25 protein-coding genes are annotated in these 15,149 nt (G+C 64.9%); 15 read left to right on the plus strand and 10 right to left on the minus strand.

What is annotated here, in order from left to right; genetic code table 11:
• Positions 1–6 precede the first annotated feature (6 nt).
• From AAG689_RS11940 to AAG689_RS11975, 8 genes are read right to left on the minus strand one after another with little or no spacing between them, the layout of a single operon-like run.
• Positions 7–1,293 (minus strand): hypothetical protein, encoded by a 1,287-nt coding sequence (locus tag AAG689_RS11940; RefSeq protein WP_406626119.1) that lies wholly within the window; start codon positions 1,291–1,293, stop codon positions 7–9.
• Positions 1,286–1,738: a hypothetical protein gene (locus tag AAG689_RS11945; RefSeq protein ID WP_406626120.1), complete on the minus strand. Its 453-nt coding sequence runs from the start codon at positions 1,736–1,738 to the stop codon at positions 1,286–1,288. The genes AAG689_RS11940 and AAG689_RS11945 overlap by 8 nt, the downstream gene beginning before the upstream one ends.
• Positions 1,729–1,932, minus strand: a complete 204-nt coding sequence (locus AAG689_RS11950) for a hypothetical protein (protein ID WP_406626121.1) — start codon at positions 1,930–1,932, stop codon at positions 1,729–1,731. Before AAG689_RS11950 ends, AAG689_RS11945 begins: the two co-directional genes overlap by 10 nt.
• Positions 1,929–2,633, minus strand: coding sequence for a hypothetical protein (locus AAG689_RS11955; RefSeq protein WP_406626122.1), 705 nt, complete (start codon positions 2,631–2,633; stop codon positions 1,929–1,931). The genes AAG689_RS11950 and AAG689_RS11955 overlap by 4 nt, the downstream gene beginning before the upstream one ends.
• Positions 2,624–3,088 (minus strand): hypothetical protein, encoded by a 465-nt coding sequence (locus AAG689_RS11960; protein ID WP_406626123.1) that lies wholly within the window; start codon positions 3,086–3,088, stop codon positions 2,624–2,626. Before AAG689_RS11960 ends, AAG689_RS11955 begins: the two co-directional genes overlap by 10 nt.
• A complete protein-coding gene (locus tag AAG689_RS11965) occupies positions 3,081–4,082 on the minus strand; it encodes a hypothetical protein (RefSeq protein WP_406626124.1) in 1,002 nt (333 codons plus the stop codon). Before AAG689_RS11965 ends, AAG689_RS11960 begins: the two co-directional genes overlap by 8 nt.
• The gene (locus AAG689_RS11970) at positions 4,079–4,420 is read right to left on the minus strand and encodes a hypothetical protein (RefSeq protein WP_406626125.1); all 342 of its coding nucleotides are present in this window, start codon (positions 4,418–4,420) and stop codon (positions 4,079–4,081) included. The genes AAG689_RS11965 and AAG689_RS11970 overlap by 4 nt, the downstream gene beginning before the upstream one ends.
• Positions 4,420–4,677 carry a hypothetical protein gene (locus AAG689_RS11975; protein ID WP_406626126.1) on the minus strand — a complete coding sequence of 86 codons (258 nt, stop codon included), beginning with the start codon at positions 4,675–4,677 and terminating at the stop codon, positions 4,420–4,422. The genes AAG689_RS11970 and AAG689_RS11975 overlap by 1 nt, the downstream gene beginning before the upstream one ends.
• A 247-nt stretch (positions 4,678–4,924) precedes the next feature.
• Here AAG689_RS11975 and AAG689_RS11980 point away from each other — a divergent pair, with 247 nt between their 5' ends.
• Complete coding sequence (locus AAG689_RS11980; RefSeq protein ID WP_406626127.1) at positions 4,925–5,221, plus strand: hypothetical protein; 297 nt, start codon at positions 4,925–4,927, stop codon at positions 5,219–5,221.
• Positions 5,222–5,334: 113 nt separating this feature from the next.
• On the opposite strand, the gene AAG689_RS11985 is transcribed toward AAG689_RS11980, so the two are convergent.
• Positions 5,335–5,613 (minus strand): transcriptional regulator, encoded by a 279-nt coding sequence (locus AAG689_RS11985; protein WP_406626128.1) that lies wholly within the window; start codon positions 5,611–5,613, stop codon positions 5,335–5,337.
• Between the two features lie 84 nt (positions 5,614–5,697).
• On the opposite strand from AAG689_RS11985, the gene AAG689_RS11990 reads away from it, so the two are divergent.
• From AAG689_RS11990 to AAG689_RS12005, 4 genes are all read left to right on the plus strand, one after another.
• On the plus strand, positions 5,698–6,447 hold the full coding sequence (locus AAG689_RS11990) for a helix-turn-helix transcriptional regulator (RefSeq protein ID WP_406626129.1): 750 nt from the start codon (positions 5,698–5,700) through the stop codon (positions 6,445–6,447).
• A gap of 10 nt (positions 6,448–6,457) precedes the next feature.
• A complete protein-coding gene (locus AAG689_RS11995) occupies positions 6,458–6,697 on the plus strand; it encodes a hypothetical protein (RefSeq protein WP_406626130.1) in 240 nt (79 codons plus the stop codon).
• A gap of 2 nt (positions 6,698–6,699) precedes the next feature.
• Positions 6,700–7,191 (plus strand): thermonuclease family protein, encoded by a 492-nt coding sequence (locus tag AAG689_RS12000; RefSeq protein WP_406626131.1) that lies wholly within the window; start codon positions 6,700–6,702, stop codon positions 7,189–7,191.
• A 65-nt stretch (positions 7,192–7,256) separates the two neighbouring features.
• Positions 7,257–7,880 carry an IPTL-CTERM sorting domain-containing protein gene (locus tag AAG689_RS12005; RefSeq protein ID WP_406626132.1) on the plus strand — a complete coding sequence of 208 codons (624 nt, stop codon included), beginning with the start codon at positions 7,257–7,259 and terminating at the stop codon, positions 7,878–7,880.
• 404 nt (positions 7,881–8,284) lie between these two features.
• Here AAG689_RS12005 and AAG689_RS12010 read toward each other — a convergent pair whose 3' ends face one another.
• The gene (locus AAG689_RS12010; RefSeq protein WP_406626133.1) at positions 8,285–8,482 is read right to left on the minus strand and encodes a hypothetical protein; all 198 of its coding nucleotides are present in this window, start codon (positions 8,480–8,482) and stop codon (positions 8,285–8,287) included.
• Positions 8,483–8,661: 179 nt separating this feature from the next.
• Between AAG689_RS12010 and AAG689_RS12015 the strand changes: the two genes are divergently transcribed.
• The 10 genes from AAG689_RS12015 (at position 8,662) to AAG689_RS12060 (ending at position 15,136) form a co-directional block, all read left to right on the plus strand.
• The gene (locus AAG689_RS12015) at positions 8,662–8,967 is read left to right on the plus strand and encodes a hypothetical protein (protein WP_406626134.1); all 306 of its coding nucleotides are present in this window, start codon (positions 8,662–8,664) and stop codon (positions 8,965–8,967) included.
• Positions 8,964–9,389 (plus strand): hypothetical protein, encoded by a 426-nt coding sequence (locus AAG689_RS12020; protein WP_406626135.1) that lies wholly within the window; start codon positions 8,964–8,966, stop codon positions 9,387–9,389. Before AAG689_RS12015 ends, AAG689_RS12020 begins: the two co-directional genes overlap by 4 nt.
• 789 nt (positions 9,390–10,178) lie before the next feature.
• On the plus strand, positions 10,179–10,358 hold the full coding sequence (locus AAG689_RS12025; protein ID WP_406626136.1) for a hypothetical protein: 180 nt from the start codon (positions 10,179–10,181) through the stop codon (positions 10,356–10,358).
• A gap of 531 nt (positions 10,359–10,889) precedes the next feature.
• Positions 10,890–11,084, plus strand: a complete 195-nt coding sequence (locus AAG689_RS12030) for a hypothetical protein (protein WP_406626137.1) — start codon at positions 10,890–10,892, stop codon at positions 11,082–11,084.
• On the plus strand, positions 11,081–11,368 hold the full coding sequence (locus AAG689_RS12035; protein WP_406626138.1) for a hypothetical protein: 288 nt from the start codon (positions 11,081–11,083) through the stop codon (positions 11,366–11,368). The genes AAG689_RS12030 and AAG689_RS12035 overlap by 4 nt, the downstream gene beginning before the upstream one ends.
• Positions 11,365–11,592: a hypothetical protein gene (locus tag AAG689_RS12040; RefSeq protein ID WP_406626139.1), complete on the plus strand. Its 228-nt coding sequence runs from the start codon at positions 11,365–11,367 to the stop codon at positions 11,590–11,592. The genes AAG689_RS12035 and AAG689_RS12040 overlap by 4 nt, the downstream gene beginning before the upstream one ends.
• A gap of 102 nt (positions 11,593–11,694) precedes the next feature.
• Positions 11,695–11,889 (plus strand): hypothetical protein, encoded by a 195-nt coding sequence (locus AAG689_RS12045; RefSeq protein WP_406626140.1) that lies wholly within the window; start codon positions 11,695–11,697, stop codon positions 11,887–11,889.
• Positions 11,886–13,055: a hypothetical protein gene (locus AAG689_RS12050; RefSeq protein ID WP_406626141.1), complete on the plus strand. Its 1,170-nt coding sequence runs from the start codon at positions 11,886–11,888 to the stop codon at positions 13,053–13,055. The genes AAG689_RS12045 and AAG689_RS12050 overlap by 4 nt, the downstream gene beginning before the upstream one ends.
• Before the next feature lie 3 nt (positions 13,056–13,058).
• Positions 13,059–14,822, plus strand: a complete 1,764-nt coding sequence (locus AAG689_RS12055) for a YqaJ viral recombinase family protein (RefSeq protein ID WP_406626142.1) — start codon at positions 13,059–13,061, stop codon at positions 14,820–14,822.
• A 26-nt stretch (positions 14,823–14,848) separates the two neighbouring features.
• Entirely contained in the window at positions 14,849–15,136 is a 288-nt protein-coding gene (locus tag AAG689_RS12060; RefSeq protein WP_406626143.1) for a hypothetical protein, read from the plus strand.
• Positions 15,137–15,149: the final 13 nt, after the last annotated feature.

Raw genomic sequence — 15,149 nt, forward strand, 5'->3', positions numbered from 1 at the left:
TCCGGATCAGCCCAGTTCCTTGAGCAGCGTCTTGAGCTGGCGCAGCTTCTGCACCTCGCCGTCGTGCTCCTGGCCGCGCTCATCGATGGCCAGCGCCGCGGTTTCCAGGTCGCTCACGATGCCCTTGATCTCCGCCACGACGGCCGCGAGGCGGGCCAAGGGGCCGGCCAAGGCGTCGATGGCGCTGCTGGGCTTGCTCGGCGCGGGCTTTGCGATAACGGTGCGGGCGGCAGTTGCGGTCACTTCGGCTTTCTCCTTGGGCTGCTGGGGCTGAATGGTCTTCACGATGGGGAGCGGATCGCGCTGGTATGCGCCAAGCGCTTCGGCACGGATCAGGCCCGCGTCCTCCAGCGCCTTGAGGCAGCCCTGGAACACACGGAAATCCATGCTCATGCCGGCGGCGCGGTGCGCGGCCTGGTAGATGGCCTGGGCCGTCCATGCCTCCTGCACCGGGACGTGCTCGAACACCTTCTGCGCGATGGCGGTCTGGCCAGCAAGGCGCTGGCGGAATTTCAAAGGGGTCACTGGAGCCTTTCGATGGTCTTGTTCAGGGCGGACAGCTCGTCCATCTTCTTGATCGCCCACATGCGGCGCTGGCCGTGCAGGCCCATCAGGGCGCCGCGGTGGCAGCTCTCGCACAGGGCTACGGCCGTGTACTGCTGGCCCTGTGCGATGTGGTGCGCCTCGCTGGGCCCGGGCGCATCGCACACCGAGCACGGGAGCGACTTCACCCGCTGCAGGTGCGTACGCTCGCGGGCCGTCAGGTGGTTGTTCATTCGTTGAAGCCCCCAGGATCGTCTCGATCATGTCGATGCGCTGGCGCTCGCTCAGGTGCTTCCACAAGGTACGCCCGGCATGCTCGGTGCGCAGGAAGTCCACCGCCGCGCCGTGGAACTGCTCCATCTCGCCCTGCTCCAGCTTGGCGTAGCTGATCGAGCGCGGCACGGGGATCACGCCGCCCTTGGGCCCGGGGTACCAGTCCACGAACGCAGCGCCCACCTTGAGCCAGGTGCGGAAGCTCTCGAAGTCCTCGAATCGCTCCTGCGCCTCGAATACCGCCTGCTCCAGGGCCATGTGCTTGCGGTGATACCAGCCCAGGCGTGGCTGCACCGTGGTGATCTCCATCATCTCGCCGGGCTCCAGGCCCATGATGCGATTCCACAGGCGGCGCCACTGCTTGCGGCCCTTGTCGCCCAGGCCATCCACGATGCCGAAGATGACGCGGCGCGCCACGGCGGCGTCCTGCTCGGTGATCTGGGCCGCCTCCTGGCGCACGAGAACGATTTCAGGCATGCCGCCCTCCCCGCAGATCGGCTGCCCTCCGGTAGGGCCAGGCCACCATGGCCGCGTCGCGCTCGTGCTGGTTGCTGCTGCGCGTCCAGCCCGTGACGATGCCGAAGGCCTCGGCGTTGCGCTTGGCGCCCTTGCCCGCCGGGCTGATGCCGTGGGCGGGAATACCCAACTCGCCACAGATTTCGCTGATGAGCCGGCACCACGCGTCCACCTGCCCCAGACTGCGCGCCGTGGCCAGCGCCGCACCGCGGGCCGCCTTGGCCTGCGCGGTCCACGCGTGCGTCTGCAGGCGGGAGTCCTCGAACACCACCCGGGCCGGCATCACCTCGCGGATCGCCCGGTCGATCTCGTGCGGCCCGATGGTGTCCAGGCGCACCAGATCGCCATCCAGGAAATGCGCCACGCCCGTGCTGGCGCCAGGGTCCACACCCAGAATCAGAGCCATGAGCCCTCCTTGCCGGTGCTGCCCTTGTCGAGCTGGCCCTTGATGTCCCGGATCAGCGCGGCGCGCCGGCCGGCCACCTTGGGATCGCGCAGGTAGCCGCGCACCCACTCCTCGCCGCGAGATGGCTCCCGGCGCGCGCGGATCAGCGTGCGCACCTCGCACTGGTGGCGCTGGGTTTCGAGCAATCCCGTCATGCCGCCCTCCGGATCAAGCCGGTAAACATGCCGCCCGGCTCCTTCCATACCTCGTGCCGACGCACCTGCCCGATGAGCGAAGGCGAAACCCTATACCGCGAGGCCAGAACATGCTGCGGCTCGTCGCTCGCGCGGATGGCGCGCACTGCTGCCCAATCCAGCTTGCCCTTGGCGCGGCGCACCGCCTCGGTTATGCGCAGCACCAGGGAGGGCTGTAGCACGCGGCCGCGCTGGGCCTCGCCGCGGGCACCCAACGTCATGTGCGCGTATTCGCAGCAGCCGTGCTCGCAGGTGTCCTGCATCCGGACAATCTGGTCGCGGCCAATCTCGCCGCGCTTGGACCGCCAGATGAAGCGACGCACAGACACAACCTTGCCATCCACCCGCCCGATTGGGCCGCGCTGCGGGTCAATGTGATCGGCCCACACCATGCAGCCGTCGATAGGCTTGCAGTTGTCCAGCAACGTCTGCACATGCTGATCAACGGTAGGCTCAGCGTCAGCCAGCAGGTAGTGCGGGTAGCCGTTCATCCATCGCTTCTTGACCACGCCCTCGGCCAGCAGCTTTTCAACGTGACGCATCAGGCGCTTGCGCACCAGGTGGTTTTCGGAACCCTGCGCCAGCTCGGCCAGCTTCACCGGCCCGAGGCGCACGCGCGCGAGCACGGCCGACCTGCTGAAACGGTACTGCTTCACTGCCATACCTGCCGGCCCTCCATGCCGATGGCCTCGCGGGCGAAGCGCAACGTGATCGGCCGGATGCGCTCCCCGGCTTCGGCACGCGCCACCAGCGAGCGCGCCCAAGCCTTGCCGTCTGCCGCCGGCGCCACGGCCTCCCGCAGCTTCGTCTGCTTGGCGATCTCTTCCGCCACTACGCGTTCATCCGCCTTGGGCACCGGCAGCTGCTTGAACTCCGGCAGCGGGCATGCATTGGCGATGGCGCGGAACTGGCCCACGTTCGGGCAGCGCTCGGGCAGGTTGCGCAGCGCATAGCGCAGGGGCTCCAGGTTGCGGGAAAAGCCCGACAGCTCCGAGCCCCAGTCGCTTTTCACCGTGTTCATGTCTAGACCGTCCCACTGCCGCAGCCAGGCCGCGCCGTAGCGCACCGCCATCTTGGCGAAGATGGCATCGATGACTTCCACGAAGGTGTCAGCCATGGGCACCTCCCGCCAGCGCCAAGTCCCGGCCCTGAGCCGCAGGCGTTACATCGACCACGTCGCCGCCGCGCATGAACCGCTGCGCTGCGTCGAATCCGCCGCCTGGGGCCTTACGTGCCGCCATCGGCGCCACCTCCTCCATGCGCTGGCGCGCCGCTCGCTGGGCGAACGTCTCGACCTGCGCATGCGGATCGAACACCCCCGCCCGGCCGCCGCGCGCCGTGCGGGGCGCGCCGCCGTCGCAGCGGCGAATCCAGTTGCGCCAGGTGGCCAGCCAATCCGCCTTGCGCCCATCCTTGCCCGCCTTGGCGTGCCAGTGGTCGGCGAAGCACGCGGCCTCCCGGCGCACATCGTCCGCCGCCATGTCTGGCCGCTCGGCCAGCGCCCACTCGCCCCACGGCTTCGGCAACGCCCAGTCCGCAGGCAGCCGTGTGCCCACCGGCTCAGCGCGGCGAGGCTTCGGCGCGGGTGTCGGCGGAGCCGCAGGCGGCGCCGCGGCGGCCGGAGGGGCACCAACAACATCCAAAGACACAGCTATGTCTTCTTCTTTATCTGTATCTGTATCTGTACGCGTGACATCCGTACCCGTCACGCGTGACACCTCCGTGTCGCGGTTTTCACCGTCTCCAGGATCGGGATCGGTGCTGCTGTGCGAGGCCTCACGCTGGCGCTGCCGCTGGCGGCGCTTGCGTTCGGCAGCGGTGGTGTCCGCGTCGCTGCGCATCTGCAGTTCGTCCCACTTGATCGGCTGCAGCGTCTCGCGGTCGATCAGGCCAACCTCGGCAATGCGGCGTACCGCCTCATCGAGGGCGCGCAGATCCAGGCCCAGCTTCACCGCCACCTTGCGCATGAGCAGCGGGTCGTTCTCGTCCAGCACACCGGCACCCTTGAGGCACAGGATGGCCACGAAATGCCAGCGGTCCTCGAACGCCAGCAGCCGCAGCTTCTCGTCGTCCACCATCTTCGTGTAGGCGCGGAACCATGGCATCTTCATGTCGCGCCCTCCCCCGCCGCGTAGACCTTCCCACCAGCAGAGCCATGCCCCCGCACGCGCGGCACGTCGCCAACGACACGGATGGCCCCCTCGCGCAACGCGCGGGCATACACAGGGCCGAAGGCGCGATGGTCGGCCGGCGCAATGCCAGCCAGCACCGCCGCCAGCGTCGCGGACTCGCCCGACACTGGCCCGTGCTCGCGGATGTGGGCCGTGATGAAGTCGTAGGCCTTCTGGGAGAAAGCCGGGTCCTTGTCCTCGGCCTTCGCCAGGCAGGCATTGCCCGCCTCGTCACCGAGCTTGCGCGCCACGCGCACACGTATGTCCAAAGGCAGCATCAGCGCCCTCCCGTTTCGCGGCCCTCAAATGGCCCTGTCAGGTGCGCCAGAACGTCCATAGCATCGGCGTCATGCAATGCTTTTTCCGCCACCATCAACGTATAGGTCTTGCCGTGCACCCAGGCGTACACGCAGTCGCGCATGGCGGCAGAGCCGTCCTGCTTGCGCATGGCCGCCTTTCGGCGGAACAGGTCGGCGGTGCCGCTGTCCAGCCACGTCTTGACTGGGGTGTCGAGCTTTCCGAGCGGGCCGGCCACCGTGCGCGCGAACAGGGGCGCTCGCGCGCCGCCAGCTCGTGCTCCACATGCGCCAGCACGCGCTCGGCCTGCCCCGCGTCCAATGCGCTGAGCAGGTCCAGGATCTGGCGTGCGGCGTCCGCCTCAATGGCGGACAGGTCGGGGGAATGGTCAGCCATGGGTGACCTCCTTGTGAGGGGCGCCCACCACTCCCTGGGCTACGATGGGCTTTCCACAGCAACCATCAACCACCGCAAGGAGGGCGGACATGAAACAGCCTCTGCTGGCAGAAGCCATAAACAAGCGGCAATTGGTCGAATTGCGGTACAGCGGATGGAGCCGCTCAGTCGAGCCGCATACATACGGCGTGGACAGCAAGGGCGAAGAAAAACTCCTCTGCTGGCAGATCAGTGGAGGCAGCGATTCCGGGGAGCGCCAAGGCTGGAAGCTGCTGAACATCAGCGACATACGCGCCACCACCATGTCCGAAGTCTCGTTTCCCAACTCTCGACCCGGCTACGCGCGAGACAAGCCACCCATGCGGCGTATCTACGCTCAGCTTTAGCCAGGGCCCCGCAATCGCACGGGCCCACAGGCTCGGCAGGAGCGCGGTGCACGGCACATCCGCAGCAATGCAGCACGCCGCCACGGCAGGCGTCGCACTGGCAGGTTTCGCGATCACCCATGGCCCACCTCCCCTGCGGCGGCGGGATGCACGCTGGCCGGCGACGCCAGCTCCGGCCAGATGCTCTGCCAGTCGTCGGGGCGGAGATCGCGGCGCGTGACGGCGCCGCCGGTGGCGCGCTCGATTGCAACGCAGTGCTGAATCGGAACCGGGCGGCGCTTTTCGGGGTCCGTAGCCGCCCACGCACTCGGAAGTGACTGCGGCACCCTCAGTGCGCGCGCTAGGCCAGCCTGTGCGCCGCGTGTTTGCGCGAAGTAGGTAGCGAGTTGCATACCGCATTGTTTCGCGTTTCGCAAAACCAGTCAACAGCGTTACGCGCATATACCAATTTCGCGTATTGCTATGAAATCCGCACCATGAAAGACATCGACGTGATCCGGCGGGAGAACATGCGCCTCATCGAGAGTGAGGCGGGCGGCACCACTGAAGCCGCCACACTCTGCGGCATGTCGCCTTCACAGTTCGCCAACCTCCGGGACGGCGCCAAAGACTCCAAGACCGGCAAGCCCCGGGGCATGAGGAAGGAGACAGCGCGTCGGATTGAAGAGTGCGCGAAGAAGCCAGCGGGGTGGTTGGACACAGATCACTCTGTTCAACCATCCGGTGGCGCGTCAACTCGGCATGTCGCCTCCGCCCCGCACGAGGCTGCAAATCCGAACGGTGGAGAACCAGATCTCGTCATCACCGAGTACAGCACCGGTGGAGCGATGGGGCATGGATTCGCCCTGGAAGAAAACCCACCAGGACTCATCCGCAGTTGGCGCGTGACCCACGAATGGCTGCGAATGAACGTGCCGGTTTACACCAGCATCGAGAACTTGTGCATCGTGACGGGCTTCGGTCCCTCGATGAAGCCACGCTACAACCCAGGCGATCCACTGCTGTGCGATCGTGGTGTGCGCAATGTTGAAGTGGACGGAGTGTATTTCTTCCGCGTCGACGGCCACGGCTTTATCAAGCAACTCCAGCGCATTCCTACGGAGAACGGGTTGGTATTGCGTGCGAAGTCATTTAACAAAGACTACGATCCATTTGATATTACAAGAAAGATGGATTTTGAAGTCTTCGGAAAAATTCTCACGGCATGGCGAAGCGAGCAATTTTAATTAGGACAATATGCAGTCTCTAAGCGAAAAAGGCTTCGCCGTGGCGGGAGCAATTTGGATTGCCATCTTGTTTTTTGCTGCTGGCCAGTATTCCTGCCTGGAATCGGCATGCACTCGTGGAGATTTAATTGTGGCGGGGGTGCTCGGCGGCGCTTATTTGGCCCCTGCCTATTTCATCACGGTGTTTCTCGGATCAGCTTTTGCAAGCCTTCTGCACCGAAATGAAGGCAGAAACGAAAAGCGCGAATAGCCGTGCTGACGGCTACCCTTCTCTGTCTTGTTGTTGCTATTGCGGACGGCGACACCCTCACCGCTCGCTGCCCGACCGAAGACGCTGCGCACCCGTACCAGCAACTTAAAGTACGCATTCAAGGGATAGATGCGCCTGAAAAGAAGCAGCCCTACGGCAATCGCGCGCGCCAGGCTCTGTCCGAGCTGACCTTCCAAAAGCAGGCCCGGCTGGACTGCCCGAAGACCGACCGCTACCGCCGCAAGGTGTGCACCGTGTGGGTCGCACCAGCATCGGCCCCTGACGGCCCCAGGACGCTCGATGCCGGGCTTGCCATGGTCACCCAGGGCATGGCTTGGTGGTATCGGGCCTACTCGCGGGAGCAGACGGCCGAAGCCCGCGGACAGTACGAGTTTGCGGAACAAGAAGCCAGGGCCAAGCGCGCAGGGCTGTGGGCAGATCAGGATCCGGTAGCGCCGTGGGAGTGGCGAAATCGAAAAAAGCTATCGCACTGACACTTTCTTACGGTTACTATTATCCCTCACCACCAATAGACAGCGCCTGACCGGAGGAGACGCGGATGAGACTCAAGCTTGTAGCTTTGGCAATCACAACGTTGGCAGCCATGCCCATACAGGCGGCCACCCAGTGCTTCGCAGGTCCAGGCACATACGGTGCAGTGACCGTTACGACCTCTGGGAGCTGTACTATCACATCCGCCACCGCTTTCCCTGGCGGGATGCAGGCCATTGAGATCTGGGATGACGCAGCTTGCACGTATACATTCAGCAAGCCGCTAGCAACCTCATCAATGCGCATTCACATGGCGGATATCGATGCTGGCGAAAGCACGTCCATCAGCACGAACACCGGGGCCTACTCGGTCATTGCCGCCGACGTAAGCGGTCCCATTCCGGGCGCAATCGGCGGCGCCACTCTTAGCGCATCCGGAGGGCAAGTGGTCAATCTATCGGGGGAAGGTTCAGCTATTGTTTCTATGACCAACTCCCCTCCCGCCTCGATTACGTCACTCACGCTGACACATCAAGGGATTGGCTGGGTCGGCTACTACGCTGTATGTGCGGACGATAGCGCCATAGTTGCACCAGCAGCAATCCCCACGCTCTCTGAATGGGCCTTGATCGGGCTGTCGTCCATCCTGGCCATGCTGGGCTTCTCAAGGATGCGGCGGCGCCAGCGCTGACCAAGAGCCACCTTCGGGTGGCTTTTTCATGGGCGAGAGGCAGCCTGCTACAATCCGCCCTTGGTGGGATTGCCTCACCAATTGCCTGCAGGCAACGCCGAACGCAACGGCACGTCGAACAAGAGCCCTCACGACGAGAAAAACAAAGAGAGCTTCCTGCATAGGATGTGCCGTAACGTGGGCCGCGTAAGTGCCCACGGCCAACACCTAGCCCGCCCCGAGCGGGCTTTTTCACGTCTGGGGCTACCATGCGCTTTCACCAAGGAGGCATCATGGGAAGGGCAATGACGATCCTGGCCATCATTGGCATTCTGGCGGCCCTGTACTTCTCCTGGCGGTACGGGGTGTACTGAGCCTGGGCGAAAAAAGTCGCCCTAAGGCGACCGCACAGGCAGAGCTACCGCTTACCCATAGATCTCACGCGCCATCACTGTATGGCGCAGAGCTGAAATCTGTTGCTGCTGTTCTTCCTCCTCCTTCTTGCCTGGAGGCGATGGCTTTTGCTGCTCTTGTGGCGGCGGGTTGCCGGCCATGGGGAACAGCATGTTCTTCGTGACTTCCCAGAAGGAAAGACTACCGATGGGGATGGCGCGTGTTGACATATAGACCTCCGGTCTAGGGTGGCAAGTCGGATCGACTTGCCTACGCTCACAGTACTCCGAATAAAGACCTTAAACCGCGCACTTCGAAAAGTTAGCCTGGGGCGAACCCTCCCATGTAACAGCCCACACAGCTCCACAGAATACTGTTTAAATATACAGTCTTCTACCAGGAGCTGACCATGGAAACCGTCACCGAAACCCAGTACATCGTCGCGCTGCGCGACGCCCCTGACAGCCTGCCGGCTGCCGCCAAGATCGCTGCGGAGACCCGCTACGCCCGCGAGCTGGAGCGCGCGCTGGGCGGCCCCGACCAGGTGGCCGCTGCGCTCGACTCCATCTACTCGCTGGAGGGCGCGGACGTCATCACGGCCGCCGACAAGAAGCTGGCCGAGCGCTGGCAGAAGGCCTCGACTGTCGCCCGCGACCGCGCCCTGGCCCAGATCGGCGAAGTCGAGGAAGCCTACTTCGAGGTGCGCCTGTCATGAAGTCCGTGGACTACTATAGGTGGCGAGTGAAGAACCACCTCGGGAAGTGGTTCACGACCAGGCACGAGGCCAGCGAGGAGCAGATCCGCAAGGAGCATCCGGAGGCGGTCCGCATTGACCACACGAAGGTCACGAGGCAGATCCCGGAAACCACCGCAGAAATGAACCAGCGCATGTACATGCGCCCCTTCGAGGGCGCTCAACAACCTGAGCACCCTGTAGGCCCTACCCTGCTCCGCTTTCCGTTCTGGGCAAATCCCACAGTGCTGGATGAGCGGCCTCTGACGTTGCCGACCGAGGCCTATAGCGTGCAGAACCAGGAGGGCGGTCGCTCCATCGTGAAGGTGCGCGCAACAGGGGAAGTGGTGTTCGATGGCGCAGGGCCTGCGCAGGTGATCGACAACCCGTATCCGCCGTTCTGACGGGCGAACCCCAGCCGCCAGCGCACTTGCGACACAGTTTGGAGCCCGACCATGCGAGAAGCCTGCTCTCAATTAGTACAGCATGGGGCTACTGTGCGGGGAGGGAGACGGGCTGTTTGTTCACTTCCCCGAGCATCCGAGAAGCCAGCGGTAACGCATGGTTCGCGACTACGGTTCCCTCCGGGAAGCCCTCGGCCCGACCATCCAGGTAGAGACGCCACACCTCGCCACTGGGGCCGCGTAGCTCAAAAAGCAGTTCATCAGCTTCCATATCTACTCCTTCCATAGCCGCCCACCGAGGCGGCTTTTTTTGCGCCCGTGGAGTGCGGGCGTGGGAGGAGTGTAGGCGTTTATTTTGCGTAACGCTATTGACTTCTATTTTGCGTATCGCTAAATTACACCTCAACGCGCAACAACGCACACCACCTCAGGCCCAGCGACACGGGGCCGCAGCCGACCAGGACGCAATGGCAGGGATGGGGTCTGTGACCAGTGCAGCGCGGTGGGGCTGGATCGGCAGCGCCTGGCAGGCTCCTTCACAACGTGCATGCCCATGTTGCTGCGCCACCTGCGGCGCTTCATCGGGCACAAGAGCGAACCTGGGGCATGGGCCTGGGCGAGCGCGGGCAGTCCGGCCCGCTGCCAGTCCGCCAAAGCGCGGTAAACGGCTCGACAACGGTGAGGGGTAGACGCCCAAGAACAGGAATGGTCATGCCGGTTGGAATCCCGGCAACGCCGACCCCGAGCGCATCGGGGCAAACCGAACAACTTTCACCCAGTGGAGAGCTTATGAGCGAACTCAAGAAGGGCCAGCGCGTCAAGGCGCGCACGATGCGCGGCACCCGCGAAGTGGCCGGCACCATCACCGAAGTCTCCGCAGCGAGCAACGGCAAGTGGGTCACGATCAAGCCCGACAACAAAGACGAAAAGCCGTTCATGACGCGCCCTGGCTGCGTCACGCTCGCCTGATCGCCCGCCCTGGCAGAAGCCAGGGCCATCAAGAAAGAGCGCGGCGCGGCAAAAAGACTGCTGCCTGGGATCAATGCGAATCGCCTATCGCACCCCGCCGCAGGCGTCACCAAGGCAGATACCGCTCTTTTTCTTGATGGTGAAGGCGAAAGCCTGACGGAGTTCCTGCCCCAGCAGTGCTCAAGCCCTGGGACCGATGCGCAAAGTCCGATTTTGGACTTTGCTGGCAGAGCGGCAGGCACCATCACCCACTTTCCCGCGCCGCGCACCCTCGGGTGGCAAAGGGATGCTCCGCCAAAGCTGGCGATGTGCGGAGCCTGTCACGGCAGTAGCAGCGCCGAACGTCCTGGCGCGGTAGGCCCCGTGAGGTAGTAGACGTGACAGGCCGGAGAGACGGCCCCACTTTCCAACCGCGCCGGGGATCGTCTCCTCCCTCCCTTCTCTCACTCCCCCGGCACGCCCTGATGGGGCAGCGGTTCTTTCTTTTCCCGCCCGCACCAGCGGGCTTTTTTTCGTCCCAAGGAAGCCCCCATGGATTACCTCCACCCCGTGATGGTCGAGGCCTTGCGCGGCCACATGCCGCTCATCGAGCCCGACACGCATCCCACCGAAGCGGCCCGCGTGCACGCCGACATCCAGCACCAGCACCACCGCGAACGCATCCGCGAGTCGATGGAGCTGGACTTCCAGATCCGCCAGCAGGCGTACCCCGGGAGCCCGCTATGAGCCTCGCACAAGCATGCCGCACCTGTGCGGCCGCGCAGGCCCGCGCCAAGCAGGAAACAGCCGACCGTGATGACGCCGAGCTGCTGCGCTGGCTGCTGGACCAAGGCCTGGACTTCATCGGCCTCCACGGCGGCAACGGCATCGACTGCGCGAACCATTTTGGCGGCGCGCGCGCCGCGCTGATCGAGGCGCGCCAGGACGCGCACACGGCCCTGCCGCCCAGCGCTGTCGCCATCGGCGCCGACCTCGACGCCAACTCGATAGAACAAGGAGAGCCCGCATGAAGTACGCACTCTGGCTAATCGCCGCCGTGTTCACGCTGGGCATGGGAGCCATCGCCGGCCACGACGCCGAAGCCGACAGGCAAGACGCCGAGGCCCTGGCAAGCCGCGACTGGGCCGGCCAGCAGGCCTGCGGCCCGCATGCCACGCCCGAGTGGCTGGACGACATGACCCTGCGGTGCCTGCGCAATCTGGACCCCGTGAGCGTGGCGGAAGGCCGGCCATGAGGCTCCTCACCCTCCTCGCCGCCCTGTGGGTCTGGCTCGCCGCAACCACCCTCGCATTCGCCTGCGCGCTCGCGCAGATCAACCCCTGATTGGAAGCTCCGAATGACCACCGAATTCACGCCGCGCGACGTGTACGCACGCCACACCAGCAAGGAAGGCAATTCCTACGTCGCGCGTCACCGCGTCTGGAGCGCCGGGCGCTTCTTTGCTGCGCGCGCCGCCGAAGCCGCCAAGGAGGGCGGCAAGGCCCGCTGCGACCAGATCACCGAAGACCAGTACCTGAAAGAACGAGCATGACCCCGAACTCCATCACCACCCAACCTCAGGCCACGCAGTCGCCCGTCACGATGGGCTTTGGCGACGTGGCCAGCTTCGAATTCCTGCAGCGCAGCGCAAAGGCCTTTGCCAACAGCACGATGGTGCCCACCGCCTATCAGGCGATGGTGACGAAGGGCTATGGCGAGCGGGCCACCGTCGAGCCCAATGCCGCCGCCGTGCCCAACTGCATGATCGCACTGGACATGGCCCAGCGGATGAACGCCAACCCGCTGCAGGTCATGCAGAACTTGCACATCATCGAAGGCAAGCCGAGCTGGTCCAGCCAGTTCATCATCGCGGCCATCAACTCCTGCGGGAAATTCTCGCCGCTGCGCTTCGACGTGGAGTGGCTGGAGGAAATGGACGCCACCTATTCCACCTACGAGTGGGAGAACCGGCAGAAGGTCGAGAAGAAGCACAAGGTGCGCATCAAGAACGCGCGCTGCGTGGCCTGGGCCATCGAGAAGGCCACCGGCGAGCGCCTGGAGTCGGCGCCCGTGACCATCGAAATGGCCGTGAACGAAGGCTGGTACAGCAAGAACGGCAGCAAGTGGCGCAGCATGCCCGACCTGATGCTGCGCTACCGCAGCGCCGCATTCTTCGGCCGCATCTACGCGCCCGAGCTGCTGATGGGCCTGCCCACCACGGAAGAAGTGCAAGACGTGTTCGTGCAGGACGCCGAGGGCAACGTGGTGCACGCCGGCCGCCAGTTCGTGCCCAAGAGCGCCGGCACGATCAACACCACAGGCGATGTGCGTCAGGAACCCGACAGCTACCCCGCTGCGGACTTCGACAAGGGCCTGCCGGGCTGGGCCAAGGTCGTTGCAGACGGCCGCAAGAGCATGGCCGACCTCGTGGCCACCTTGGAATCCAAGGCCTCGCTGACCGACGAGCAGAAGCAGCGGCTGCAGGCCGCCGTGGCTGCACTGGCGCCGCAGGATGCCGTGGTGAAGGAGCCGACGCCGAAGGACAGCAACAAGCCGCCTTTCGACGTTGACCCCGAAGCGCTGGAGAAGCGCTTGAAGGAAGCCGCCGATCTGGACGCGCTCTACGAGGCCGCAAGCCTTCTCGACGCCGCGCCCGCCGACCGGCTGGAGCACCTGAACACCGTATTCAACGCTCGGCTGGCCGAGCTGGAGGGATGATCCATGCGCATTGTCAAACTCGTACAAGGCTCACCTGAATGGCATGCCCACCGGGCCCAGCATTTCAACGCCAGCGACGCGCCGGCCATGATGGACTGCAGCCCGTACAAGTCGCGCTCCGAGCTGGTGCGCGAGTTGGCGACGGGCATCCGACAGGACTTCAGCCACGCGCAGCAGGCCATTCTGAACAGCGGCCATGTATTCGAGCGGCTGGCGCGGCCGCTGGCCGAGAAGGTCGTGGGCGAAGACCTCTACCCGGTGGTCGGCGTGGAGGGCCCTTACAGCGCCAGCCTGGACGGGCTGACGATGCTGGAGGTCGATGCGCTCGAACACAAGCGCCTCAACGCGCGCTTGCGCGAAGCAATGTTCGATGGCTGCACCGGCACCGACCTGCCCTTGGACTACCAGGTGCAAATGGAACACCAGTGCATGGTGAGCACGGCCACCGAGCGCGTGCTGTTCATGGCTTCGGAGTGGGTGCAGAACCGCGAGACTGGCGAATGGGTGCTGGTTGAGGAGCGCCACTGCTGGTACACACCCAACCCCGAGCTGCGCGCCAAGATCGTCGCCGGCTGGAAGTTGCTGGAGCAGGATGTGGCCGCCTACGACCCGAGCAGTGAGGCCCAGGCCGAGAAGCCCATGCCGAAGCTGCAGCAGGCGCTGCCCGCGCTGCGCATCGACGCACGCGGCGAGATCACGGCCAGCAACCTGGACGAGTTCCAGGCTATCGCCATGGCCCGCATCAACAGCATCAACACCGAGCTGGAGACGGACCAGCACTTCGCGGACGCCGACGCCGACGCGAAGTGGCTCCGCGATGTCGCCGCCGGCATGAAGGCGGCCGTGCAGCGCGTGCGCGCCGGCATGGAATCGGTGGACGAAGTGCTGCGCGTGCTGGAGCACCTGGACGCCCTCTCGACGCAGAAGGCCCTCGACCTGGAGAAGAAGGTCAAGACCGAGAAGGATTCGCGCAAGGAGAAGATCATCCTCGCAGCCGAGGCGGACCTGAAAACGCACATCGACAGCCTGAACCAGCAGATGGGCGCCAACTACATCCCCCTGCCCCGCGGCATCTTCGCCCCGGTGGTCAAGGGACTGAAGTCGCTGCAGTCGATGGAGGACAAGGTGCGCGCCGCGCTGGGCTCCGCTCAGGCCGAGGCAACCGCTCAATCTCACCTGCTGGCGCTCAACCGCGACTTCATCCGCGCCGAGGGCCGCGACTGGATCACCCTGTTCCCCGACTTCGCCACGGTAGGCAAGAAGGAGCACGAGGATTTCCGCGCGCTGGCCGCGCTGCGCATCAGCGAACACCAGAAAGCCGAGGCGGAGCGGCTGGAGCGCGAGGAGCACGAGCGGGCGGACAAGGAAATGCGCGAGAAGCTGATCCAAGCCGAGCGCGATGCCCAGGCCGGAATTGCCGAGGCGCGCGCCACGGATGCGCTTCCCGCCCCGCTACTGGACGACCTGAGCAACCTGGCCAGCGACCTGCGCGCCGATGCCGTCTCCGCCATCGACACGCGACAAGCCATCGGCGCCGCCCAGGCCAGCGCTGCAGCGATGGACAAGACGATCACCCTTGGCCAGATCAACGCTCGGCTGGCACCAATCAAGCTGGACGCGGCCGGGCTGGAGGCCATGGGCTTCGCGGTCACGCGCGTGAAAGCCGCCGTGCACTTGCCTGCCTTCCGATTCCCGGCGCTCTGCCGCGCCATCGCGCAGCGGGCGATGGAAGCCGCTGCAGAGCCATCGCAAACCGTGCTTGCGTGATAGCCCGCCAACCTCAAGGACTCAATATGAGCGACGAAACCACCCTGCCGCCCGGCATCCGGCGCGAAACCAACATCATCAACGCAGAAGACGTGAACCGCGCCGTAGAAGGCGTGGCGCAATCCATCATCGACGTGCTGAACGAATACAGCAAGCAGCACGGGGCGACCAACGCCTTGTTCGGCTGCCTCTACGCCGCTGGTGTTGCGCTGGCCTGCTACGACGCAGTCCTCGATGAGAGCGTAGACCTCCGCGTGCAACTTTCGCCCCTGTTTGAGGGCTACGAGAACCAGATCAAGGCACAGGCGCACTGAGCGCTACCGATTC

The organism is Acidovorax sp. SDU_ACID1 (genome assembly GCF_045291395.1).
Classification (GTDB): Bacteria; Pseudomonadota; Gammaproteobacteria; order Burkholderiales; family Burkholderiaceae_C; genus MR-S7.

Coding starts and splice junctions, on each gene's coding strand:
- AAG689_RS12045 (WP_406626140.1), top strand. CDS start 11,695: ATGACCACCGAATTCACGCCGCGCGACGTGTACGCACGCCACACCAGC.
- AAG689_RS11945 (WP_406626120.1), bottom strand. CDS start 1,738: ATGGCTCTGATTCTGGGTGTGGACCCTGGCGCCAGCACGGGCGTGGCG.
- AAG689_RS12060 (WP_406626143.1), top strand. CDS start 14,849: ATGAGCGACGAAACCACCCTGCCGCCCGGCATCCGGCGCGAAACCAAC.
- AAG689_RS12050 (WP_406626141.1), top strand. CDS start 11,886: ATGACCCCGAACTCCATCACCACCCAACCTCAGGCCACGCAGTCGCCC.
- AAG689_RS12005 (WP_406626132.1), top strand. CDS start 7,257: ATGAGACTCAAGCTTGTAGCTTTGGCAATCACAACGTTGGCAGCCATG.
- AAG689_RS11970 (WP_406626125.1), bottom strand. CDS start 4,420: ATGCTGCCTTTGGACATACGTGTGCGCGTGGCGCGCAAGCTCGGTGAC.
- AAG689_RS12035 (WP_406626138.1), top strand. CDS start 11,081: ATGAGCCTCGCACAAGCATGCCGCACCTGTGCGGCCGCGCAGGCCCGC.
- AAG689_RS11965 (WP_406626124.1), bottom strand. CDS start 4,082: ATGAAGATGCCATGGTTCCGCGCCTACACGAAGATGGTGGACGACGAG.
- AAG689_RS12030 (WP_406626137.1), top strand. CDS start 10,890: ATGGATTACCTCCACCCCGTGATGGTCGAGGCCTTGCGCGGCCACATG.
- AAG689_RS12015 (WP_406626134.1), top strand. CDS start 8,662: ATGGAAACCGTCACCGAAACCCAGTACATCGTCGCGCTGCGCGACGCC.
- AAG689_RS12040 (WP_406626139.1), top strand. CDS start 11,365: ATGAAGTACGCACTCTGGCTAATCGCCGCCGTGTTCACGCTGGGCATG.
- AAG689_RS11960 (WP_406626123.1), bottom strand. CDS start 3,088: ATGGCTGACACCTTCGTGGAAGTCATCGATGCCATCTTCGCCAAGATG.
- AAG689_RS11985 (WP_406626128.1), bottom strand. CDS start 5,613: ATGCAACTCGCTACCTACTTCGCGCAAACACGCGGCGCACAGGCTGGC.
- AAG689_RS11950 (WP_406626121.1), bottom strand. CDS start 1,932: ATGACGGGATTGCTCGAAACCCAGCGCCACCAGTGCGAGGTGCGCACG.
- AAG689_RS11980 (WP_406626127.1), top strand. CDS start 4,925: ATGAAACAGCCTCTGCTGGCAGAAGCCATAAACAAGCGGCAATTGGTC.
- AAG689_RS11990 (WP_406626129.1), top strand. CDS start 5,698: ATGAAAGACATCGACGTGATCCGGCGGGAGAACATGCGCCTCATCGAG.
- AAG689_RS12020 (WP_406626135.1), top strand. CDS start 8,964: ATGAAGTCCGTGGACTACTATAGGTGGCGAGTGAAGAACCACCTCGGG.
- AAG689_RS11995 (WP_406626130.1), top strand. CDS start 6,458: ATGCAGTCTCTAAGCGAAAAAGGCTTCGCCGTGGCGGGAGCAATTTGG.
- AAG689_RS12010 (WP_406626133.1), bottom strand. CDS start 8,482: ATGTCAACACGCGCCATCCCCATCGGTAGTCTTTCCTTCTGGGAAGTC.
- AAG689_RS11940 (WP_406626119.1), bottom strand. CDS start 1,293: ATGCCTGAAATCGTTCTCGTGCGCCAGGAGGCGGCCCAGATCACCGAG.
- AAG689_RS12025 (WP_406626136.1), top strand. CDS start 10,179: ATGAGCGAACTCAAGAAGGGCCAGCGCGTCAAGGCGCGCACGATGCGC.
- AAG689_RS12055 (WP_406626142.1), top strand. CDS start 13,059: ATGCGCATTGTCAAACTCGTACAAGGCTCACCTGAATGGCATGCCCAC.
- AAG689_RS11955 (WP_406626122.1), bottom strand. CDS start 2,633: ATGGCAGTGAAGCAGTACCGTTTCAGCAGGTCGGCCGTGCTCGCGCGC.